We start from the raw sequence: 22454 nt of genomic DNA on the forward strand, positions 1-22454 counted from the left end.
GCCGGGCGCCGGCCGGTCGGGCCGGCGGGGGCGGCAGCCACCCCCCACCCAACGGACGTGCTAGCGCCCGGACTTGGGGTCGAACGCGTCCCGTACGGAGTCCCCGAGGAGGTTGAAGCACAGGACGAAGATCACCAGCGCCACCCCGGGGAAGAACATGAACGCCGGGTCCTGTTCGGCGTACCGGGCGCCGGCGGCGAAGAGGCGTCCCCAGTCGGGCGTCGGCTCGACGAAGCCGACCCCGGCGAAGGACAGGAAGGCGATGCCGAGGATGGTGCTGGGCAACTGGTACGTGAACTGCACCAGGATCGGGGTGACGACGTTGGGCAGGATCTCCTTGCGGACGATCCGCCACGGCGAGGCGCCCGAGACCCGGGCCGCCTCCACGAACTCCCGTTCGCGCAGGGAAAGTACGGTGGAGCGCACCAGCCGGGCCATGCCCATCCAGCCCAGCAGCCACAGCACGATCAGCATCGCCATGGCGCGGAAGTAGGTCGGCGTCTCCTCGCGCGGGTCCACGAAGAACGACGTCACGACGGGCATGAACGCGATGAAGAACAGCTGCTGCGGAAAGGAGAGGAAGAAGTCGGTGCCGCGGCCGATCCAGTAGTCCGTGCGCCCGCCGAAGTACCCGCCGACCAGGCCGATGACGACCCCGGTGAGCATGATGAGGAGGGTGATGCCGAGCGCCATGTACAGGGAGGTGCGCATGCCGTACACCAGCATGGCGAAGAGATCGCGGCCGTACTGCGGCTCGACGCCGAACCAGTGCTCGCCCGAGACACCCCCCAAGTAGCCGAGCGGAAGCCCGAATTCGTCGAGCACGGGACGGTCGGCGTAGGTGGGATCCTGGCCGTAGAGGGTGTACGGATCGGTGCCGGGCAGCTTCACCAGCAGCGGCGCGAGCAGCGCGACGACGAAGTAGCCGATCACCACCGCGGCGCAGATCACGCCCGTGCGGTCGCGCCTGAAGCGCAGCCACATCAGCCGGCCGGGCGACCGGCCCGCGAGTTCGGCGGCCTGGCTCCCCGGCCCCGGCCGTAACGCGCCGGAGACGACGGCCGACGCCCCGCCGCCCTCTGTATCGATAGGACTTGTCACGGTTCGTCCGTTTCAACAGGTATGAGTGTGAGAGATACCCGGGTACTCCGAGGACGCGCGTGACCGCGGCCGGACGCGCGTGACGACTGGGGTTCCCTCCTCATGACTTCACGTGTCCACCAACAGGAGGGGGTTCCCGTCCACCCTCCGACACCCCTGACGGAGGGTCAGACACCCCCTGGTGCTCGTGAGTCGGGCGCCGTCCCCACAGCGCGAGACCCATTGACCCGAGCGCTACGCCGCTAACTATCTGCCATGGGCCGACTACCGACCACCGCTCGTAGATCTCAATTCAGTCACGGCTCGCGCGTAGACCTTCCAAAATCTGGACAAACTGTTCGCCGGAAGAAGGCACGAAACGGACTTGTTACATGGCTATCGGGCACCGATCACCGCATGTCGGACATCGGGCCCCGAAAAAAGGGTTGCGAAAAGCCCGGGTGCCCCCATGACGGGGGCACCCGGGCTCAGGGGGCCGGGAGATCAGCCGTGCTTGGCGCGGCTCGCGGCGCGGGCGCGGTCCCGCTGGTCGAGCACGACCTTGCGGATGCGAACGGCCTCCGGCGTCACCTCGACGCACTCGTCGTCGCGGCAGAACTCCAGCGACTGCTCCAGCGACAGCTTGCGCGGCGGCACGATCGACTCGGTCACATCGGCCGTCGAGGACCGCATGTTGGTGAGCTTCTTCTCCTTGGTGATGTTGACGTCCATGTCGTCGGAGCGGGAGTTCTCGCCGACGATCATGCCCTCGTACACCTCGGTGCCCGGCTCCACGAAGAGCACGCCGCGCTCCTGGAGGTTCGTCATCGCGAACGCGGTGACGGCACCGGAGCGGTCGGCGACCAGGGAGCCGTTGTTCCGGGTCTGCAGGGTGCCGAACCAGGGCTCGTGGCCCTCGTGGATGGAGTGGGCGATACCGGTGCCGCGGGTCTGGGTCAGGAACTCGGTACGGAACCCGATCAGACCGCGGGACGGCACGACGAACTCCATGCGGACCCAGCCGGAGCCGTGGTTGGACATGTTGTCCATGCGGCCCTTGCGGACGCCCATGAGCTGCGTGACCGCGCCCATGTGCTCCTCGGGCACGTCGATCGTCATGCGCTCGACGGGCTCGTACGTCTTGCCGTCGACCTCCTTGGTGACGACCTGCGGCTTGCCGATGGTCAGCTCGAAGCCCTCGCGGCGCATCTGCTCGACCAGGATGGCCAGCGCCAGCTCACCGCGGCCCTGCACCTCCCAGGCGTCCGGGCGCTCGGTGTCCAGGACGCGGAGCGAGACGTTGCCGATCAGCTCGCGGTCCAGGCGGTCCTTGACCTGGCGGGCGGTGACCTTGCGGTCCTTGACGGCCGCCTTGTTGTCGGCGCCCTTGCCGGTGGCGCCGCGGCCGACCAGCGGGGAGGTGTTGGTGCCGATCACCATGGAGATCGCGGGCTCGTCCACCGTGATCAGCGGCAGCGGGACCGGGTTCTCCTGGTCGGCCAGGGTCTCGCCGATCATGATGTCCGGGATACCGGCGACCGCGCAGATGTCACCGGGGCCGGCCTTCTCGGCGGGCTTGCGGGTGAGCGCCTCGGTCATCATCAGCTCGGAGATGCGCACGTTGCTCACGGACCCGTCGCGCTTCATCCAGGCCACGGTCTGGCCCTTCTTCAGCTCGCCCTGGTGCACGCGGAGCAGCGCGATACGGCCGAGGAAGTTGTCGGCGTCCAGGTTGGTGACGTGCGCCTGGAGCGGGGCGTCCTCGTCGTAGGTCGGGGCCGGGATGTGCTCCAGGATGGTGGAGAAGAAGGGCTCCAGGTTGGTGGAGTCGGCGGGGACCGTGCCGTCCTCCGGCTTGGTCAGGGAGGCGACGCCGTCCCGGCCGCAGGCGTAGACGATCGGGAACTCGATCTGCTCCTCGTCGGCGTCCAGGTCGAGGAAGAGGTCGTAGGTCTCGTTGACGACCTCGTCGATCCGGGAGTCCGGCCGGTCCGTCTTGTTGATGCAGAGGATGATCGGCAGCCGCTGCTGGAGCGCCTTGCGCAGCACGAAGCGGGTCTGCGGCAGCGGGCCCTCGGAGGCGTCGACGAGCAGGACGACACCGTCGACCATCGACAGACCACGCTCGACCTCGCCGCCGAAGTCGGCGTGGCCGGGGGTGTCGATGATGTTGATGGTGATCGGGTCCCCGCCGTCCTTCGGGTGGTACTTGACCGCCGTGTTCTTGGCGAGGATCGTGATGCCCTTCTCACGCTCCAGGTCGTTCGAGTCCATCACCCGGTCGTCGACCTGGTCGAGCTGGTGGGCGGCGAAGGCACCGGCCTGCTTCAGCATGCCGTCGACGATGGTGGTCTTGCCGTGGTCGACGTGGGCGACGATGGCGACGTTGCGGATGTCGTGGCGCGTGGCCATATTGTGGCGTACTCCCGGAGTGTGCGGTCTGCCCTGCGCGTACGTCCGTGCCGCGCGGGTCCTGCCGGGCTGGACACGCCACGGCCTCACCCCATGGTACGTGGCCCCCGCCGAAGGGGCTCGCCCGGCCCGTCCTACCCCTTGTCCGGGGCGGGCGAGACCTTCGCCCCCTTCTTCAGGAAGCCCATGTCCTCGTAGACCGGCGTCCCGAACCCGAAGGCCCCCGCGTTGACGACGTTCTCGCGCACTCCCACCAGCTGCGGGCGCTGGTAGAGCGGGATGGAGCCGGCCGCCGCCCAGATCCGGGAGTCGGCCTTCTTGATCAGGTCCCGCGCCTCGTCCTCGTCCAGGGTGGTGGCGGCCTGTTCGAAGAGCTGGTCCACCTGGTCGGTGCCGACCCGGGTGTAGTTCTGCTCGACGTTCACCGAGCCGTCCGCCGCCGGCAGCGGCTTGGCGTAGACGGGCCGGGCGTCGGTCGCCGGGAAGGCGGTGGCGGGCCAGGAGTACAGGGCGAGGTCGTAGTCGCCGGCGGCGATGTGGTCCTTGAAGTAGCTCTCGTCGGAGACCTTGGTGATCGTCGCGCGGATGCCGACCTGCTCCAGCATCGCGGAGATCCGCTCGGCGACCGAGTTCAGGGTGTCCGAGCCGGGGCCGGAGGGCAGCACGAAGCGCAGCGCGAGCGGCTTGCCGTCCTTGGCGAGCGGCCCGGCCGGCGCGGCGGCCGGGGCGGCCGTGCCCTTGGGCGCGTAGGCGCCGGGGGCGCCGCCGGACCGGCCCTCCCGGGCGAGGTGCGGGTCGGTGTGCTCGCGCTGGTCGCCGGCGGTCTCCTGGCGGTGGCCCTTGTCGTCCTCGCCGACGATGTACGCGCCGTCCTCGCCGCCCTCGGAGACGTCCTCGCCATGGCGCTCGGAGCCCGCCGCCTTCTGGGTCTTGTGCTGCTCCTTCAGCGGGCCGCCGCGCACCCAGCCGGCGTCGGCGAGCAGCGCCTGGGCCTCCTTGGCGTCCGGGGCGCCGAGCGCGCCGCTGCTGTCGGCGTAGGCGGCCTGCCCGGACAGTGCCAGGTGGCTGCCGACGGGCACGGCGGGCAGCCCCAGCGGGGTGAGCACCAGCCGGGCCAGCTCCACCCGGTCCAGGGCGCGGGCGACGGCCCGGCGCACCCGTTCGTCGGCCAGGGGGCCGCCGGCGCCGTTGAGGGCGAGCTGGGTGTAGGCGGGCTCCAGCGACTTGCGGAGCTCCACGCCCCGCAGCGCCTGCTGCTGCTCCAGGTAGCGGCCGATGGTCCGGCCGAGCTGCCCCCGGCCGGCGTCCTCCCCGGCGTCCAGGCCGTGGGCGAGCGCCCAGTCGCGCAGCTTCTTCACCGAGGTGCGGCCGCCGCCCTGGAGCGGGGTGCCGGTGCCCCCCGGGCGGTGTGCGAGCCCGATCCGCCGGGCGTCGGCGGGGTCGACCTCGGCCAGGTCCACGCTGCCGTCGGCGAGCGCGGCGGCCCGCTGGTCGCGGGGCACGGCGTGCAGCACGATCCGCTCCAGCTTGGCCGGCCTGCCCCACCAGCGGGGGTTGCGGGTGAGCACCACGTCCTTGTTCGCGGTGTCGACCCGCTCCACCCGGAACGGGCCGGCGGTGACCTTCAGCTTGCGGCGGGCGCCGTCGTTGAAGGCGTCCGGGGTGCCCGTGACGTCCTTCGGGTACAGCGGGGAGAACAGCGACTTCCAGTCGGCGTAGGGACGCGAGAAGGTGACCCGGACCTGGAGGTCGCTGTCGCCGCGCTCGATCTTGGCGATGCGCTCGTAGCCGGCGTTGCGGGCGGTCCAGTAGGCGCTGTTCCGGCCGGACAGGGCCCGCCACTGGGCGACGAAGTCGGCGGCGCCGATCTCCCGGCCGTCGCTCCACACGGCCTGCTGGTTCAGCTTGTACAGCACCACCTGGCGCGGCTCGGTCTCGATGACCTCGGCCGATTCCAGGTAGGCCGGGTTGGGCACCGGGCGGCCGTTCGCGTCGAGCCGGAACATCGAGGGCAGCACGGCCTGGGCGACCCGGCCGGTGCCGGCGTCGGCGTCGGCCTGGAACGTGTTGAGCGTCTCCGGCAGGGCGTCCACGGCCCACTTCAGGGTGGAGCCCTCGGCGACCAGGCTCCGGGCGACCGGGGCGATGTCCTGCCCGGCGAGGGGGGCGGAGGGCTTCTCGTCCTCACCGCAGCCGGCGAGCAGCGGCACGGCGAGGGTGCCGGCGGTGAGGAAGGCGGCCGAGCGCAGGGCGCCCCGCCGCAGGGACCGGGACGCGGTGCGGTGCGGCCGGGGGCGGGTCGTGGCCGGCCGCGCGCCGGTGGGGCGCTGCCCCGCCGCGACCGCGTGGGGGGCGTCGCCGTCGTAGGACATCTCTGCTACCTCCGGGGAGCCACGGGCCTTATGCTCGCATTTGGCGGTATATGGAGCTGATCAGATCTATGCCGCCACTGAAGAGGAAAGGATCCGGCAACGGCGGGCGACACGGCGGCGACAGCCGGTAAGCCCACCCATGCGGCGCACACCGCCCGGACGATGCATCCGTACGCCCCGGCCAATCGCCGCACATCCCTTCACACCGGCAGGCCGAGGCGCGACACTCCAAGGCGCATGAACGTTGCCGCCCATGGCCCGCCGGTCCCGTGGAAGCGAGGGCAAGTCATGTCCGTGCACGACGACATCACCGCCGTCCAGCGCTGTCTGGACGACCTCAACCGGTCGCTGAGCCGCCTGGAGCACCAGCTGGGCCGCGGCGGCCTGGAGATACGGCGGGTCCGGCTGGACGCCGCACACCTGCGCGAGAGCGTGGCCCTGCTGCGGGAGACCGCCACCGCCCCGGCCGCGCCCCACCGGCCCGACCTCGTCACCATCTCCGACGCGCCCTACGACATCAGCCTGTGGACGGACTCGGACGACGAGGGCCTGGGCGCCCGCGACCGCCGCGCCCCCTGAACCCGCTACCGACCGGAGTCCCGACTTGGCCACTGGTACGGAATCCCCCCAGCAGCGCGGCGGCGTACGCACCGGTACGCGCGCCGCGATCACCGCCCCGCATCTGCGGACCGACCGCTGGTGGCTGGCGCCCGCCTGCACCGCGGCCGGTCTGCTCGCCTTCGTCGTCTACTCGACCTGGCGGGCCTTCGCCGACGCGCACTACTACGCGGCGCCGTACGTCTCGCCGTTCTACTCGCCGTGCCTGGCGGAGAACTGCCGGGCCATGCGCGCCGGTCCCAACGCCGACCTGTTCGGCGGCTGGTGGGGCATCTCGCCCGCGATCATCATCCTGATCTTCCCGCTCGGCTTCCGCCTGACCTGCTACTACTACCGCAAGGCGTACTACCGCGCCTTCTGGGCGTCCCCGCCCGCCTGCGCGGTGGCCGAGCCGCACCGGTCGTACACCGGCGAGACCCGCTTCCCGCTGATCCTGCAGAACGTCCACCGGTACTTCTTCTACGCCGCCCTGCTGGTGGCCGGGGTGCTCACCTACGACACCGTGCTGGCCTTCCGGGACGAGCACTACCGGTGGGGGCACATGGGCCTGGGCACCCTGGTGTTCCTGGCCAACATCGTGCTGATCTGGGCGTACACCCTCTCCTGCCACTCCTGCCGGCACATCGTCGGCGGCAAGCTCAAGCACTTCTCCAAGCACCCGGCGCGCTACCGGGCCTGGCAGTTCGTCGGGCGGCTCAACGCCCGCCACATGCAGCTGGCCTGGGCCTCGCTGCTGAGCGTGGCGCTCGCGGACTTCTACGTCTACCTGGTCGCGTCCGGTGTCTTCGACGATCCGAGGTTCTTCTGATGGCAGCGGTGGAACGGCAGCAGTGGGACGTCGTGGTCGTCGGTGCCGGCGGCGCCGGGCTGCGGGCCGCGATCGAGGCCCGGGAGCGGGGTGCCCGTACGGCCGTGATCTGCAAGTCGCTGTTCGGCAAGGCGCACACGGTGATGGCCGAGGGCGGCATCGCGGCGGCGATGGCCAACGCCAACGAGAACGACACCTGGCAGGTCCACTTCCGCGACACCATGCGCGGCGGCAAGTTCCTGAACCAGTGGCGGATGGCCGAGCTGCACGCCCGGGAGGCCCCGGAGCGGGTGTGGGAGCTGGAGACCTGGGGGGCGCTGTTCGACCGGACCCGGGACGGCCGGATCTCCCAGCGCAACTTCGGCGGCCACGAGTACCCGCGGCTGGCGCACGTCGGCGACCGCACCGGGCTGGAGCTGATCCGCACCCTCCAGCAGAAGGTGGTCGCGCTCCAGCAGGAGGACCACCGGGAGACCGGTGACTACGAGTCCCGGCTGAAGGTCTTCCAGGAGTGCACGGTCACCCGCGTCCTCAAGGACGGCGAGCGGGTCTCGGGCGTCTTCGGCTACGAGCGCGAGACCGGCCGCTTCCTGGTGCTCGAGGCGCCGGCCGTGGTGCTGGCGACCGGCGGCATCGGCAAGTCCTTCAAGGTCACCTCCAACTCCTGGGAGTACACCGGGGACGGCCACGCGCTGGCACTGCTGGCGGGCGCTCCCCTGGTGAACATGGAGTTCGTGCAGTTCCACCCGACCGGCATGGTCTGGCCGCCGTCGGTGAAGGGCATCCTGGTCACCGAGTCGGTGCGCGGGGACGGCGGGGTGCTCCGGAACTCCGAGGGCGAGCGGTTCATGTTCGGCTACGTCCCGGACGTCTTCAAGGACAAGTACGCCGAGTCGGAGGAGGAGGCCGACCGGTGGTACGAGGACCCGGACCACAACCGCCGCCCGCCGGAACTGCTCCCCCGCGACGAGGTGGCCCGCGCGATCAACTCCGAGGTGAAGGCGGGCCGGGGCTCCCCGCACGGCGGGGTCTTCCTCGACGTCTCCACCCGGATGCCCGCCGAGGTGGTCCGGCGCCGGCTGCCGTCGATGTACCACCAGTTCAAGGAGCTGGCGGACGTCGATATCACGGCGGAGCCGATGGAGGTCGGGCCGACCTGCCACTACGTGATGGGCGGGGTCGCGGTCGACTCCGACTCGGCGGCGGCGCGCGGGGTGCCGGGGCTGTACGCGGCCGGCGAGGTGGCCGGCGGCATGCACGGCTCCAACCGGCTGGGCGGCAACTCGCTGTCCGACCTACTGGTGTTCGGCCGCCGCGCGGGCCGGCACGCGGCCGAGTACGCGCACGGGCTCGCGGACCGGCGCCCGCCGGTGGACGAGGCCCAGGTGGACACGGCGGCGGCGGAGGCGCTGCGCCCGTTCGCCGCCGGGGCCGCCGTGGGGGCGGGGGGTCCCGCGGGTGCCGGGGGCTCCGCCGGGGCCGGGGGCGAGGCGGGTCCGCCGGAGAACCCGTACACCCTGCACCAGGAACTCCAGCAGACCATGAACGACCTCGCCGGCATCATCCGCCGGGAGGACGAGATGGAGCAGGCCCTGCGCAGGCTGGCCGAGCTGCGGGTACGGGCCCGGCGGGCCGGGGTGGAGGGCCACCGCCAGTTCAACCCCGGCTGGCACCTCGCCCTGGACCTCAGGAACATGCTGCTGGTCAGCGAGTGCGTGGCGCGGGCAGCGCTGGAGCGCACCGAGTCGCGCGGCGGGCACACCCGCGAGGACCACCCGGCGATGGACCGCGCCTGGCGCAACGTGAACCTGCTGTGCGCCCTCGCCGACCCCTCCGGCACCCTCGCGGCGGCCGACCCCGCGCGGGCGCAGATCCGGCTCACCCGTGAGAGAACCGAACCCATCCGCCCGGACCTGCTCGCCCTCTTCGAGAAGGAGGAGCTGGTCAAGTACCTCGCCGAAGAGGAGCTGTACGAGTGAGCGGCTACGAGGCCCGTTTCCAGGTGTGGCGGGGTGACGCCGACGGCGGCGGTCTGGAGGACTTCACCGTCGAGGTCAACGACGGCGAGGTGGTGCTGGACATCGTCCACCGCCTCCAGGCCACCCAGGCACCCGACCTGGCCGTGCGCTGGAACTGCAAGGCGGGCAAGTGCGGTTCCTGCTCGGCGGAGGTCAACGGCCGCCCGCGGCTGCTGTGCATGACCCGGATGTCGGTCTTCGACCGCGCCGAGACGATCACGATCACCCCGCTGCGCGCCTTCCCGGTGATCCGCGATCTGGTGACGGACGTCGGATTCAACTACCAGAAGGCGCGGGAGGTCCCGGCCTTCGTGCCGCCGGCCGGGCTGGGGCCGGGCGAGTACCGCATGTTCCAGGAGGACGTGGACCGCTCGCAGGAGTTCCGCAAGTGCATCGAGTGCTTCCTGTGCCAGGACACCTGCCATGTGGTGCGCGACCACGAGGAGAACAAGCGGGCGTTCGCCGGCCCGCGCTTCCTGATGCGCGTCGCCGAGCTCGACATGCACCCGCTGGACGCGGCGGCCGGGGCCGGACTGGACCGCGGGCGCGCCGCGCAGGACGAACACGGCCTGGGCTACTGCAACATCACCAAGTGCTGCACGGAGGTGTGCCCCGAGGGCATCAAGATCACCGACAACGCCCTGATCCCGCTGAAGGAGCGGGCCGTGGACCGCAAGTACGACCCGCTGGTGTGGCTCGGTTCGAAGATCAGGAGGCGGTCGGGGGCGTAGCCGCCCAGCCGTCCCGGTACGCCCGCCAGTCCGCCTCGGTGGCCGCGAAGTCGACGTAGAGGGCGACGCCGAAGCGGGCGCGGCCGGCGTCGGTGCGGCTCAGGCCGAGCCGGACCCCGCGCACGGCGGCCGGGACGGTCTCGGCGTGGCCCCAGTGGCCGAACCGGTTCTCGTGGTAGAAGGGCAGGCCCATCAGCAGGTCGGTGCCGTCCGGGGTGACCTCCAGGGCCAGGCTCGTCTGCTGGGCCACATAGCCGCCGTACAGGCTCTGCGACGGCTGCATGGTGTCGTACGACATGACGGCGATCTGGTCCACCCGGCGGGCCACCTGCGCGAAGTACGCCTGCGACCACCACTTGGGGTGGCCGGTGGCCGTACCCGCGAGGGAGTGGAAGGCGGGCAGCGGGTCGATCTGGTGGGCGGCGACGGACAGGGCCGCGCCCCGGGCGCGGGTGAGGTCGCGCAGGTCGTCGAGGAGGGCGAGGTAGTTCCGGTCGCCGGAGTGCAGGGGCTCCAGGTCGAAGTGCGCGCCCTGGAATCCGGCGTCGAGGACGGCCCGGGTGGAGGCGAGGATCGCGGTCCGGGTGGCCGCGCGTTCCAGGCGCAGCCCGTCGGGGGTCTCGGTGGCCAGCACGTCACCGAGCCATGCCTGCACCCGGACGCCGGGGAGTTCCCGGTGCACGGCCGCGGTGAACCAGCGGGCCTTCCGGTACGCCGACGCGGGCAGGGTGCCGTCGTGCTCCAAGGGGCCGGAGTGGACGTAGAGGTCCCGGATACCGGTGCCGCGCAGCCGCCGCGCGAGGTCCCGCACGTCCCGCTCGCCCTTCCGCCCGTCCACCCAGGCATGCCCCAGCCAGAGCGCGTCCCGGCCCCGGGTACGGGTGCCGGACGCCGGATCACCGGTGTAGTTGACCCACAACGCCGCCTCGGCGGTGAGCAACGGAATCAGGAGCAGCGCGAGAAGGGCCCCGACCAAACGCCGAAGGACGCGGCGCTTGCGGGGGCGGGAGGGGGCCGGGTCGGAGGCGGGCTGGGGCTCGGGGTCCGAGGTGGGGTCGGGGTCGGGGCCAGGGACCGGGGCGGGCTCGGGGGGTGGGGGCGGTGTGGTCGTGTCGCTGTGGTCCGTGGGCGTTTCGGGTGGTCGGCTTTCGGGGGTTCGCTCGGCCGGTGTGTGGTTCTGCCCGGCCGGGTTTCCGTCCGCGTGGCCGTCGTCGCCCCGGGTTCCGTCCGTCCGTCTCTCGCCCATTCCGCCCCCTCGTGTGGCTGGGTCCCCACCCGTGTCCGCCCCGCTCGCCGGGCCGTCGCCCCGCTCCTCCACTCCTCCGCTCCGCAAGTGATGTCCATGCCTTGCCGGGCGTCCTGTCGGGGACCGCGTGGCTGGTGTTGCCGCTGATGACGGTCGAGGCCCCCGATCCGGTTCCCGCGACCGGAGGGGACGTCGACCGCCGGGGTGGCGGCGCCCGGCGGCCGCTGGGCGGTCGGGCGAGGGGGGTCAGAAAAGGCTCAGCAGGGCCTCCGCCGGGTCGGTAAGGCCGCCCTCTCCGCCGGGCAGCGGCAGCTCGAACCACACCGTCTTGCCACGCGGCGTACGCCGTGACCCCCACGCCGCGCTGAGCAGCCCGACCAGTTGCAGGCCCCGGCCGCCCTCGTCGGTGTCCCGGGCCCGGCGCCGGCGCGGCTGGACCAGGCCGGAGTCCCAGACCTCGCACACCAGCGTGCGGTCCAGCAGCAGCCGTAGCCGGATCTCCCCCTCGCCGTACCGCAGGGCGTTCGTCACCAGCTCGCTGACCAGCAGCTCGGTCGTGTCGATCAGCGGCTCCAGGTCCCAGGACTGGAGCCGGTTGCGGGCGTACTCGCGGGCCCGGCCCACGCTGCGCGGCTCGCGGGGCAGCGTCCAGTCCCCGACGGAGTCCTCGGGCAGCCCCTGCACCCGGGCCATCAGCAGGGCGATGTCGTCCTCGCCGTGGTGGGTGTCGAGGGTGCTGAGGACGTGGTCGCAGACGTCCTCCAGCGGCCGGCAGGGATCCGTGAGCGCCCCGATGAACGCCTGGAGGCCCTCGTCCAGCGGATGGTCCCGGGACTCGACCAGGCCGTCCGTGTACAGGGCGAGCAGCGCGCCCTCCGGCAGTTCGACCTCGACCTCCTCGAACGGCTCGCCGCCCACGCCGAGCGGCATGCCCGGCGGCACGTCGAGCATCAGCGCCGGCTCGCCGGGCTCGACCAGCACCGGCGGCAGATGGCCCGCGTTGGCGAACGTACATCGTCTGGTGACGGAGTCGTAGACGGCGTAGACGCAGGTCGCGAGGTACACCTCGGACAGGTCGGCGTCCCGGGGCTGGCGGGCCGTGCGGGTGGCCTGCTGGACCCCGCCCGGCGTGCCGAGGCCGCGGGCGATCTCGTCCAGCGCGGAGAGCACTTCCGCCGGTTCCAGGTCCAGCAGTGCCAGGGTGCGGACGGCGGTGCGCAGTTCACCCATCGCGACGGCCGCGCGCAGGCCCCGGCCCATCACGTCGCCGACGACCAGCGCCGTGCGGTGGCCGGGCAGTTCGATGACGTCGAACCAGTCGCCGCCCACCTCGGTCGCCGCGTTGCCGGGCAGATAGCGGCAGGCGATGTCCAGGCCGGACGCCTCGGGGTCGCCGGGCGGGAGCAGGGACCGTTGCAGTATCAGCGCCCGTTCGTGTTCCCGGCGGTACAGGCGCGCGTTGTCGATGCAGACGGCGGCGCGCGCGGCGAGTTCGACGGCGAGGTCCCGGTCCCGGTCGCCGAACGGCTCGCTGCCCTTGGTGCGGGCGAACTGGGCGAGTCCCACGACCGTGTCGTGGGCGACCATCGGCACGGCCAGCGTGGACTGCACCAGGCCCCCCTCCTCGGCGGGCACCCGCTGCGGGCGGGCGGTGCGCAGGGCCTCGGCGGAGGGCGAGTGGAACGGGAAGTGGTGGACCGCGCCGACGTCGACGGGCTTCCCGGCGCTGCTGAAGGGCGCGCCGGAGACGGCGCTGGCGAAGGCGACGCGGCGCAGTTCCGCGCTGCCGTCGGCGTGGCCGGGCGGGGTCTCGTCACCGGCCAGCAGACCCTGGTAGAGGTCGACGGTGGCCAGGTCACAGAAGCCGGGGACGACCACGTCGAGGAGTTCCCGGGCGGTGGTCTCCAGGTCCAGGGAGTTGCCGATGCGGGCGCCGGCCTCGTTGAGCAGCGCGAGGTTGCGGCGGGCGGCGGCGGCCTCGCGGGCGGCGGCCCGGCGGGCCGTGATGTCCGTGCCGAGCCAGGCGACGCCGATGGGCCGGCCGCTGCCGCTGTGCACGCGGTAGAGGTTGATGGACCAGTGGCGGCGTTCCTCGGAGCCGGGCACGTACCCGGTGACGTGCATGTCGGTGATGGACTCGCCGGTCTCCAGCACCCGCCGCAGGGTGGCCGAGACCCGCTCGGCCTCGGGGCGCGGCAGATAGTCGTGCACACCCTTGCCGCGGTGGTCGTCGGGGGTGCCGCCGAAGATGGAGGCGAAGCGCTCGTTGGCGCGGCGGACCCGCAGGTCGGTGTCGATCAGCAGGAAGCCGAAGGGCGACTGGCCGAATATGGCCTGGGAGGCGGCGAGATCGGTCTCGATGCTGCGCAGGGTGCGTACGTCCACGACGATGCAGACGGCGGCCTTCTCGCCCTCGGCGGTGCGCGTCGGCATGACGTACACCTCGGCCAGGCCCTCCTCGCCGCGGGTGCCGTCCGGCCGGTCCGGCATCCGGAACGGCACCACCCCGGTCCACTCGCGCCCGTCGAGGATCTCGGCCATCTTCCGCTGGCCGCGCTCGCGCAGGTCGGGATCGACGAAGGCCTCTATCGGATCCGTGCCGACGGCGCGGTCGGCGGGGATGCCGAACAGCTGCTCGGCGCGCAGGCTCCACTGGTCGACGAGGCCGCCGGGGCTGATGGAGAAGGACGCCACCCGGATGTAGTCGTAGATGGAACCGGGCGGACTGCTCTGCCACATGGCGTCGCCGGCCGCCGCCTCTGCCTGTGCGGCCTGACTCCTCGCGCCGTCCGACGGGTCCTCGGACTCCGTGGCCTTCGCTGGTATCTCGCTCACGCGAACCGTCCCCTCCAGCTCACCGCGTCCGGCACCGGTCACCGGGGGCGGCTGCCCGCAGTATCCAGCACTACGGCGCCACAGGACACGGTGTTCACGATCACAGGTCGGTCCAGATGTTTTTCGGACCGGTCCGTGACAACACTCCCACTCTTCTAACCAGGGAACACACCGCCGAACCACACGCCGCCGAACCATGTGCGCCCCCGGCGCGCACGTCGTACGGCACGTCGACGGCCGTACACCCCCGTGCCCCATGGGTGCCCCGCCTACCCGGGTACCGCCAGCTCGAACCAGACCGTCTTTCCCTCGGCCCCGGGCCGGGTGCCCCAGCGGCGGGAGGAGCCGGCGACCAACTGGAGGCCGCGTCCGCTCTCGTCCTCGGGGTGGGCGACGCGTTCCCTCGGGGGGTCGGGGAGCGGGTCGGAGACCTCCACCCGCAGGGTGTCGCCCAGTGTGGCGGGGCGCAACAGCCGTACCCCGATGGGGCCGGTGGCGTGCCGCAGCGAGTTGGTCACGAGCTCGCTGACGAGCAGCGCGGCGAGGTCGGCGACGGAGTCCAGGTCCCAGCCGTGCAACTGGCCCCGGACCACCGCACGGGCGGAGCGCACGGCGCCCGGCTCCGCGGGAAAGGTCCACTCGGCGCAGCCGCCATCGGTGTCGATCACGCCGATCACTTCCCAGGCCAGCGGAGCCCACCATGTCCGGTTTCGTGGGGTTAATGGGGACATACCCGATATCCAGCAGCCAGTACCGCAAGAGACGGCGCACTGTGGCACGAACGGCGTACGGGGTGCTCCACGGGGCGTGGCGGGGGCCGGGGGTGGGGCGGCACGGGGACTCCGGGGGGGCGGCGCGGGTTCGCGGAGGACAGGAGCCCGGCTCGGCACCGGGGCCATGGAGGCCCGGATCGGTGCCAGTCCACACGGAGGCCACGGAACCCCCTGGGGCCAGGCCGGTACCAAGACCGCAGGAGCCCGGGGGCCGGGGCGGCGCGGGGACGCAAGGGGCAGGGGCCCGGCTTGACACCGAGGCCATGGAGGCCCACATCGGCGCGAATCGGCACCGAGGCGACAGAGACCCCTGGGGCGGAGCCGACACGGAGGCCACGGAAGCCCGGTATGCCAGACCGGTGCGGACGCCGCAGGGCCTGGGGCCGGTTCGACGCCGAGCCCACGGACACCCCGGGGACCAGGTCAACCCGGGGGCGCAGGGGCCCTAGAGCGGGTTCGGTGCGGAGGCCGTGGGTCCCGAAGTGCCGGGAGCCCGGAGGGCGGGTCCGCGCGTGGTCGTCGGCCTCGTCAGGGGTGGTCGGGGCTCTTGGTCCAGCGGGTGGCGACCTCGCGTACCGCCGGGACGTCCTGGTCGAGCCAGTCGACCTCCCAGACCTGGTCCGGGGTGAGCCAGCGCAGCTCGTCGTGGTCCTGGAGGGGCCGGGGGGCCGGCGAGCCGGGGCGCAGGCGGACGGTCCACACCCTCAGGACGTACGGCGTGCGCAGCGGCCACTGCCCCGGCACCCGTTCGACCGGCTCGGCGTGGACACCCAGCTCCTCGCGCAGCTCGCGCACCAGGGCGTCCTCGGGCCGCTCACCGGGCTCGACCTTGCCGCCGGGCAGTTCCCAGCGCCCGGCCAGGTCGGCGGGCGCGCTACGGCGCGCGGCGAGCAGCCGGCCGCCGTCGAGCAGGGCGGCTCCCACCACCACGATCGGTTCCGCCTGGGCAGTCGTGCGCGTCATGGAGGGGAGCCTACGGGAGCGCGCGCCCGGTCAGTTCTGCGCGCTGTCCCCGTTCTGACCGATGCGCTCCACCCAGTAGAGCTGTTCCCGGCCTTGGCCGCCGAGGCTGTCGGCGGTCTTCTGCGCCTCCGCGCGGGTCGCGTACCGGCCGACGCGGTAGCGATTGCCGTTGTCGTCCTGCCGTATCACGATCCAGGGCAGGGAAACCGCCCCCTCACTCATCGCCCCCACCGCCCGTGCCCCTTCCCGCACCGTTCCACCCGCCTTCCGCGGACAAGGAAACCGCACTCCGCATATGCCCGAGCGTACGCCCTACCTTCACGCTGCGCATACGGCTTTTCACAAAGAGGTACGCAACCGGCCGGAACGTAGGGGGCGCGCGCCGCCGAACGCGCCGCCGGGGACGCCACCGCCCCGCCACGCGGGTCCGCCGGGACCACCGGGCGCCCACCTGGGGAGACGGGCGGATCAGCGGACCCCGGGAGAGGGCGGCGACGACCGGCGGGAGCCGTCGGCCCGGCCCGGCGGCGCGCGGGGGTGTGCGCTAGCTCACTCCGAGCGGAGCATGGCGTTCCGTGCGGGCCGCCCTCCGACCGGACCGGTCGAGGCAGTCGGACGGGCCGGGCCGGCCCATGTCACGGGTACGGCCGGGGCAGGGCGGGGGTCACTTCACCGGCAGGTGGTACGCGACCCGGTAACGGTCCGCCGGGATGACCACGTCGGCGGTCTCGACCGGGCGGCCGGAGGCGAAGTAGGTGCGCTGGACGACCAGCACCACATGGCCGGGGACGCCGCCGAGCAGGTGCAGTTCCTCGGCGAGGCCCGGGCGGGCACCGACCTCCTCGGTGACGTTGTCCACGATGACGTCGATGGCCCGCATCCGCTCGACCACGCCCATCCCGCCGAGCGGACCCTCCTCGGGCAGCATCACGGGCGTGCGGCCGGTGACCGCGAGGGGCTCCCAGGAGGTGGAGAGCATCATCGGCTCACCGGCCTCCCGGAAGACGTACCGGGTGCGCATGACCCGGTCGCCGACCTGGATCGCGAGCCGCTCGGCGACGTCCGCGCCGGCCTCGGTCCGCTCGCTGCTGGACTCCCAGGTGCCGCGCACCGCGGTGTCGGCCTGCTCCTGCCGGAACGGCGTGGCGCCGCCGGCCGGGCGGTATCCGGAGCGGGCCACCCGCCGGGGCACGGGCCGCTCGCGCACATAGGTGCCCGAGCCGGAGCGGCCCTCGACCAGCCCCTCGGCCATCAGCACCTTGCGGGCCTCCAGCGCGACCGTGTCCGAGACGCCGTACTCCTCGCGGATGCGGGCCTGCGAGGGCAGCCGGGTGTGGGGCGGCAGCAAGCCGTCGACGATCTTCTTGCGGAGATCACCCGCGACACGCAGATACGCCGGCTGCTCACCGAAAGCCACTGGCCACTCCCCTCAGGTTGTACAGACAGCAACAGCCTGGCAACCGTGGGTTCAGCGGTGCAAGCAGAGGCCAGAGAATCACTCGATGTGATGACGTGGCGGCGGGTAGGCCTTTACGCAGGCACTTTTCCTCACGTATAGGTGCCCTCGGTCCGCACCGGCTCACACCTGCATGCGGGTGCCGCTTCCCTCGTCGTCCCCCGCCGTGGGCGGCGTGGTGGCCAGCCCCAGGACCGACCGGACGATGACCGCACGGACCGGGTCGATCAGGTCCAGGCCGTTCTCGTAGTGCGCGGAGAAGGTGTCCGCGTCCTTGGCCCCGGCCGCCTTCGTCCACTCCGCGCGTGCCCTGTCCAGGCCGGCGGCGAGCCCCTCCACCGGCCCGGCGGCGTCGGCCGGCCAGGAGTGCGCGCGCAGCGTCCGGGCCTGCTCGCCGAGCGCGGCCGCCACCCGGCCGGCCCACGCCTTGTGACCCGGCAGGTCGTCCTCCACGTACTCCTCGCCGGGGGCGGTCTCCAGCGCCGCGTTCAGCAGGTGCGCGGCCTTCAGGTAGGCGACCTGGTCGGCGTCCAGGTCGGTCTCGTCGTTGCGCAGCGAACCGGTGAGGTCGCCGCCCTCGTCGGTGTGCCCGAACACGCAGGTGACCTCGTGGTCCCCGGCGGCCCAGCTCTCCTCGGTCGGCGTCAGGAAGTACACCTCGACGTACTCCGGCACGGCCCAGCCGTCCATCGCGTAGCCGTCCCGCAGGGCCTGGCAGCGCTCGTCGGCGGTGTCGCCGACCGCGTCGTCCCCCGGGTACGGGCCGCCGCCCGGCAGCCGGAAGGTCCCGAAGACCTCACCGTCGTGCGTGCCGGAGCACGAGACCGTGTCCACGTCGTAGGTGACACCGGTGAGCGCACCGCCCGGCGCGTTGAAGCACTGGCCTTCCGTCAGTGAGACGGTGGCCTCGTCGCGTGCGCCCTCTCTGATTCCGTGCCACAGGGCCGAGGCGCCGCCCGTGGCGAACAGCAGCGCCCAGAGCAGCAGTCCCACCCCGGAGAGCACCGCGCCGCCCACGGCCAGCCCGGTGCCGCGCTCGCCGCGCCGGCGGATCTGCCGCAGCCCGGCCAGCCCGAGCACCAGTCCCACGCCGGGCACGAAGCACAGCGCCCCGAGCACCAGGGAGGCGATGGCGAGACCGTTGACCGGGGCCGGTGCGTTGTGCGGGCGGTAGCCCTGAGCCCACGGTTGATACGCGGGGAACCCCGGGGAAACTCCTGGAGGCTGGGGATGAGCCAGCGGGCCGTACGGCCCCTGGGGCGGCGGAACAGACCCTTCTGGCTGGTGGGGGCCGGAAGGCGGGGGTATGGACACCGGTACCGTGCTCCTGGGTCGGGCGGCGGCAGCACAGGACCGGCGGGCGGCCGGCGGCTGGACTGACGTACGACTGGCCGCATCGTAAGCGGGGCCCGCGCGGGGGCGGAACACGGCCCCGGACAGGCACGGGACGAGCCGGGGGGCCGGGTGGGAATGAGCAGGGCGGGCCGGGAGGGGCACGAGTGAGCGGGGTGGCCGAGGAGACGGTCCGGCGGGTCAACGGACTGACGGCCCGCTGGGCGCAGGCCCTGACCGGGCAGACGGTGTTCTCGGCGCCGGGTGTGTGGCCCCTGCTGGCCTTCCTGGCCGACGGCGCGGCGGGCCCGGCGCGCGCGGAGCTGGCCGGCGCCCTGGGGGTGCCGGCGGACCAGGCGGCCGGGGCCGCGCGGGAGTTGCTGGCGGCGCTCGCGTCGGTGCCCGGGCTGGACGCGGCGCTCGGCCTGTGGACGCACGACGGGCTGGTGCTGCGCGAGGAGTGGCGGGCCGGGCTGCCCGCCGGCGCCCACGGCCGGTTCGGGGACGACCTGGTCACCGCGCAGGAGCGGCTGGACGCGTGGGCGGCCGAGCGGACCGGCGGGCTGGTCGAGCGGATGCCGGTGACGCTGGCCCGCGACTCCCGCATGGTGCTGGCGGGCGCGCTGGCGCTGCGGACCCGGTGGCGCCAGCCGTTCACGGAGCTGCGGTTGCTGCCGGACTCCGGGCCCTGGCAGGGCCGTACCCTGCGCGGACTGCACCGGCGCAGCGTGCGGCCGGACCGGGTGGGGGTGACGGGCACCCCGGACGGCTTCGTCACCGCGCTGACGGTGCCCGGGGACAACGGCGTCGACGTCCATCTGGTCCTCGGCGAGGAGCGGATGGCACCGGGCCAGGTGCTGGCGGCCGGGGTCGGCATCGTGGAGCGCGGCCTGCCGCTGACCGCGGGCGGCGCCCTGCCGCACGGGCATGTCGGCCCCGGCCTGCATGTGGAGCAGGAGCCGGCCGTCACACCGGAGCCGAGGACGCTGGACGTGCGGACGGTGGCGTACGAGGTCCGGGCCGACCACGATCTGTCCGCCCTGTCCGGCCTGTTCGGGCTCACCACGGCGATGAACGCCGGGACCGGGCACTTCCCGGGGGTGAGCGACCGTCCGCTGGCCGTCGGCGAGGCCCGGCAGTCGGCGGTGGCCCAGTTCGGCGCGCTGGGCTTCCGGGCGGCGGCGGTGACGGCGGTGCCGATGACGCCGGGCGGCCTTCCGGAGTTCCGCTACGAGACCACCGTCGTCCGGGTCGCCTTCGACCGCCCCTTCGGCTTCCTCGCCGCCGACCGCGACTCCCGCCTGGTGCTGGCGGCGGGCTGGGTCACGGACCCGGCCCCGTACCCGGCGACGGGCCTGGGCCTGGGCTTGGACCTGAGTCCAGGCATTCCGCCGACTCTCTGAGTGCTACCGGAGAGCTGGGGACCGGCGGACGGGGGGACTGGCCCCAACTCAATGCGGCGCAAGGCCCCTTCGACCACCGGTCGCGGCGCGGTACCCCGCTTGGTGCCCAGCGACCGGTGAGCACCGGGCCGCCTTCCAGACAGTGCGCCCATCGGCCCCGCGCCCACGCACCCCCGACCATCCCGGCGCTCTACCCGCTCACCCCTTAGGGGGCCTGCTGGGGGCCGCTGGGGGACGGTCCGGATATCCGTACGCGCCCCGGACCGGCACCGTGGAAACATGACCTCGACATCCACCGCGTCCCGGCTGTCCCGACTGTGCTGCACCCTCGCGCCCCTCCTCCTGCTGTCGTACGGCGTGCTGCGCCTGATCGACGGAATGGACGGCCACCACGGCCCAGGCCCGGCCTGGAACGCGGGCCACTTATGCTTCCTGGCCGCGTTCCTGCTGCTAGGCGCCTTGTTGTGGGAACTACGCGCCCTGATCCCCACGTCCACGGCCCGGATGAGAACCGCAGCCGGTGCCGCGACGGCCGCGGGCCTGTTCGGCGCGGCCTGCTTCGTGTGGGTGATCCTGGGTGACCTGTTCCCCGCCCTCTCCGACACGGCCCCGCTCCCCACCCCACTGGAACTGGCAGGCCCCCTGGTCTTCCAACTGGGCCTGCTCACTCTCCTGATCATGCTGGTGACCACACGCCCCAGGCAGCTCCCGATCTGGAGCCCGGCCCTGGTGTTCGCGTTCTTCCTCCTGATAACCGTCAACCTCGACCTGCTCCCCCTGGCAGCCCTCGTCCTCATGGCCGCCCTCACCCCACTGACCCGCTCGCGCACCCTCCACGCAGCCCGATAGCCCCGCGACAAAGGGACCGGGCTCCGAAGGAAACCGACCCCTTCGAAGCCGCCCGACCCTCGTCAGCAGAGAGGCCGGCGTGCAGACACCGGCGGACATGGTCCGCCACGGGAAGACCAAGACGGCGCAGCTCGCCGTGTCGCGTGGCATGGCCCAGGCGGTCTCAGGTACTGGGGTGACGGGCCCCTCGACCCGGACGAGCAGGAGCGGCGTCGTCCGGCGGAGAACCGCGCGGCTCGCGATGGCCAGTGACCGTGTCCCGGGCCCTCGTTCTCGGCGCCACAGGACCACCACTTGCATTACCCCGCGCCTGCAACTATCGTCGTTGACAACAAAGCGCGTCTGCAATTACCTGGGACGTGCGTCCGGCTTCGCAGGGCGCGGCCGTGCACCGAGTGCCGCGGCCCCGTCGGCAGAGCCGGCAGCCCACCGAGGCGCCTGTCCACCGACGACGCCTCACCCGATCCGCGCCAGGGAAACCCCCGGCGCGGAGACACTGATCGAAAACTGATCGAAAAAGGCACCACCATGTCACTGAAGAACCTCCTTCCCGGCCGTCTCGGCTTCGGCACCGCCCCGCTGGGCAACATGTTCCGCGCGATCCCCGACGACGAGGCCCGCGCCACCGTCGAGGCCGCCTGGGACCAGGGCATCCGCTACTACGACACCGCCCCCTTCTACGGCGCCGGCCTCGCCGAGGAACGCCTGGGCCAGGTCCTCGCCGACAAGCCCCGCGACGCCTACGTGCTGTCCACCAAGGTCGGCCGCGTCATCCTCGACGAGATCGAGACCGATGTCCCCGACTTCGGCGAGAAGGGCGGCCTCTTCGAGCACGGCAACCCCAACAAGATCCTCCACGAGTGGACCGCCGAGGCCACCGAGCGCTCCATCGAGGGCAGCCTGAAGCGCCTGGGCGTCGACCGGCTCGACATCGTCTGGGTGCACGACATCGCCCAGGACTTCCACGGTGACGCCTGGATCCAGAAGTTCGAGGAGGCCCGCACCGGCGCCTTCCGCGTCCTGTCCCGCCTGCGCGACGAGGGCGTCATCAAGGCGTGGGGCCTGGGCGTCAACAAGACCGAGCCCATCGAGCTGACCCTCGCCCTGGACGAGCCGCGGCCCGACGGCTTCCTCCTCGCCGGCCGCTACACCCTCCTCGACCACGAGCACGCCCTCCAGCGACTGCTGCCCATGGCCCAGGAGCAGGGCGTCGAGATGGTCGTCGGCGGCCCCTACAGCTCCGGCATCCTCGCGGGCGGCAGCCACTTCGAGTACCAGCAGGCCCCGCCGGAGATCATCGAGCGCGTCGGCAAGCTCAAGGCCCTCGCCGAGAAGCACGGCATCAGCATCAAGGCCGCCGCCCTCCAGTTCTCCCTCGCCCACCCGGTCACCGCCGCGGTCATTCCCGGCGCCACCCGCCCGAGCCGGATCGCCGAGGACCTCGCCGCCCTGAACGAGACCGTCCCGGCCGCGTTCTGGCACGACCTGCGCGCCGCCGACCTGGTCAGCCCCGCCGCCCCGCTGCCCGACGCCGCCTGACCACACCCCGGCACCCCCA

Annotated in this window: 17 protein-coding genes; 7 read left to right on the forward strand and 10 right to left on the reverse strand. The window is 72.7% G+C overall.

Annotated elements, in window-relative coordinates; all coding sequences use genetic code 11:
• Positions 1-60 precede the first annotated feature (60 nt).
• The 3 genes from ACSURM_RS13415 to ACSURM_RS13425 form a co-directional block, all read right to left on the reverse strand.
• Entirely contained in the window at positions 61-1101 is a 1041-nt protein-coding gene (locus tag ACSURM_RS13415; RefSeq protein WP_436955214.1) for an ABC transporter permease, read from the reverse strand.
• A gap of 483 nt (positions 1102-1584) precedes the next feature.
• Positions 1585-3492: a translational GTPase TypA gene (typA, locus tag ACSURM_RS13420; protein WP_436955215.1), complete on the reverse strand. Its 1908-nt coding sequence runs from the start codon at positions 3490-3492 to the stop codon at positions 1585-1587.
• Between the two features lie 134 nt (positions 3493-3626).
• Positions 3627-5864 carry an ABC transporter family substrate-binding protein gene (locus ACSURM_RS13425; RefSeq protein WP_436955216.1) on the reverse strand — a complete coding sequence of 746 codons (2238 nt, stop codon included), beginning with the start codon at positions 5862-5864 and terminating at the stop codon, positions 3627-3629.
• A gap of 288 nt (positions 5865-6152) precedes the next feature.
• Between ACSURM_RS13425 and ACSURM_RS13430 the strand changes: the two genes are divergently transcribed.
• The 4 genes from ACSURM_RS13430 to ACSURM_RS13445 are packed head-to-tail and all read left to right on the forward strand — an operon-like array spanning position 6153 to position 10039.
• Positions 6153-6443 carry a hypothetical protein gene (locus tag ACSURM_RS13430; RefSeq protein WP_436955217.1) on the forward strand — a complete coding sequence of 97 codons (291 nt, stop codon included), beginning with the start codon at positions 6153-6155 and terminating at the stop codon, positions 6441-6443.
• A gap of 25 nt (positions 6444-6468) precedes the next feature.
• A complete protein-coding gene (locus tag ACSURM_RS13435; protein WP_289970141.1) occupies positions 6469-7290 on the forward strand; it encodes a hypothetical protein in 822 nt (273 codons plus the stop codon).
• Positions 7290-9269, forward strand: coding sequence for a fumarate reductase/succinate dehydrogenase flavoprotein subunit (locus ACSURM_RS13440; protein ID WP_436955218.1), 1980 nt, complete (start codon positions 7290-7292; stop codon positions 9267-9269). The genes ACSURM_RS13435 and ACSURM_RS13440 overlap by 1 nt, the downstream gene beginning before the upstream one ends.
• The gene (locus ACSURM_RS13445) at positions 9266-10039 is read left to right on the forward strand and encodes a succinate dehydrogenase/fumarate reductase iron-sulfur subunit (RefSeq protein WP_436955219.1); all 774 of its coding nucleotides are present in this window, start codon (positions 9266-9268) and stop codon (positions 10037-10039) included. Before ACSURM_RS13440 ends, ACSURM_RS13445 begins: the two co-directional genes overlap by 4 nt.
• On the opposite strand, the gene ACSURM_RS13450 is transcribed toward ACSURM_RS13445, so the two are convergent.
• The 7 genes from ACSURM_RS13450 to ACSURM_RS13480 form a co-directional block, all read right to left on the reverse strand.
• Positions 10017-11372, reverse strand: coding sequence for a hypothetical protein (locus tag ACSURM_RS13450; RefSeq protein ID WP_436955220.1), 1356 nt, complete (start codon positions 11370-11372; stop codon positions 10017-10019). The two genes, ACSURM_RS13445 and ACSURM_RS13450, sit on opposite strands and share 23 nt — an antisense overlap.
• 159 nt (positions 11373-11531) lie before the next feature.
• Positions 11532-14120, reverse strand: coding sequence for a SpoIIE family protein phosphatase (locus ACSURM_RS13455; protein WP_436955221.1), 2589 nt, complete (start codon positions 14118-14120; stop codon positions 11532-11534).
• A gap of 269 nt (positions 14121-14389) precedes the next feature.
• Complete coding sequence (locus ACSURM_RS13460; RefSeq protein ID WP_436955222.1) at positions 14390-14851, reverse strand: ATP-binding protein; 462 nt, start codon at positions 14849-14851, stop codon at positions 14390-14392.
• A 570-nt stretch (positions 14852-15421) separates the two neighbouring features.
• A complete protein-coding gene (locus tag ACSURM_RS13465; protein WP_436955223.1) occupies positions 15422-15856 on the reverse strand; it encodes a (deoxy)nucleoside triphosphate pyrophosphohydrolase in 435 nt (144 codons plus the stop codon).
• 30 nt (positions 15857-15886) lie between these two features.
• A complete protein-coding gene (locus ACSURM_RS13470) occupies positions 15887-16078 on the reverse strand; it encodes an SPOR domain-containing protein (RefSeq protein ID WP_359040943.1) in 192 nt (63 codons plus the stop codon).
• A 442-nt stretch (positions 16079-16520) separates the two neighbouring features.
• Positions 16521-17273: a GntR family transcriptional regulator gene (locus ACSURM_RS13475; RefSeq protein WP_436955224.1), complete on the reverse strand. Its 753-nt coding sequence runs from the start codon at positions 17271-17273 to the stop codon at positions 16521-16523.
• 162 nt (positions 17274-17435) lie between these two features.
• Entirely contained in the window at positions 17436-18626 is a 1191-nt protein-coding gene (locus ACSURM_RS13480) for a DUF4190 domain-containing protein (RefSeq protein WP_436955225.1), read from the reverse strand.
• A 185-nt stretch (positions 18627-18811) separates the two neighbouring features.
• On the opposite strand from ACSURM_RS13480, the gene ACSURM_RS13485 reads away from it, so the two are divergent.
• From ACSURM_RS13485 to ACSURM_RS13495, 3 genes are all read left to right on the forward strand, one after another.
• A complete protein-coding gene (locus ACSURM_RS13485; RefSeq protein WP_436955226.1) occupies positions 18812-20047 on the forward strand; it encodes a serpin family protein in 1236 nt (411 codons plus the stop codon).
• Positions 20048-20326: 279 nt separating this feature from the next.
• Complete coding sequence (locus ACSURM_RS13490; RefSeq protein WP_436955227.1) at positions 20327-20896, forward strand: hypothetical protein; 570 nt, start codon at positions 20327-20329, stop codon at positions 20894-20896.
• Between the two features lie 528 nt (positions 20897-21424).
• Positions 21425-22435: an aldo/keto reductase gene (locus ACSURM_RS13495; RefSeq protein ID WP_436955228.1), complete on the forward strand. Its 1011-nt coding sequence runs from the start codon at positions 21425-21427 to the stop codon at positions 22433-22435.
• The last annotated feature ends 19 nt before the right edge of the window (positions 22436-22454 follow it).

The sequence above is a fragment of the Streptomyces sp. SudanB182_2057 genome, assembly GCF_964272715.1.
Lineage (GTDB): Bacteria > Actinomycetota > Actinomycetes > Streptomycetales > Streptomycetaceae > Streptomyces > Streptomyces rubradiris.

Excerpts from the sequence above, each read along its gene's own strand:
- typA (WP_436955215.1), bottom strand. The coding sequence starts at position 3,492 with ATGGCCACGCGCCACGACATCCGCAACGTCGCCATCGTCGCCCACGTC.
- ACSURM_RS13425 (WP_436955216.1), bottom strand. The coding sequence starts at position 5,864 with ATGTCCTACGACGGCGACGCCCCCCACGCGGTCGCGGCGGGGCAGCGC.
- ACSURM_RS13430 (WP_436955217.1), top strand. The coding sequence starts at position 6,153 with ATGTCCGTGCACGACGACATCACCGCCGTCCAGCGCTGTCTGGACGAC.
- ACSURM_RS13440 (WP_436955218.1), top strand. The coding sequence starts at position 7,290 with ATGGCAGCGGTGGAACGGCAGCAGTGGGACGTCGTGGTCGTCGGTGCC.
- ACSURM_RS13460 (WP_436955222.1), bottom strand. The coding sequence starts at position 14,851 with ATGTCCCCATTAACCCCACGAAACCGGACATGGTGGGCTCCGCTGGCC.
- ACSURM_RS13465 (WP_436955223.1), bottom strand. The coding sequence starts at position 15,856 with ATGACGCGCACGACTGCCCAGGCGGAACCGATCGTGGTGGTGGGAGCC.
- ACSURM_RS13470 (WP_359040943.1), bottom strand. The coding sequence starts at position 16,078 with ATGAGTGAGGGGGCGGTTTCCCTGCCCTGGATCGTGATACGGCAGGAC.
- ACSURM_RS13490 (WP_436955227.1), top strand. The coding sequence starts at position 20,327 with ATGACCTCGACATCCACCGCGTCCCGGCTGTCCCGACTGTGCTGCACC.
- ACSURM_RS13495 (WP_436955228.1), top strand. The coding sequence starts at position 21,425 with ATGTCACTGAAGAACCTCCTTCCCGGCCGTCTCGGCTTCGGCACCGCC.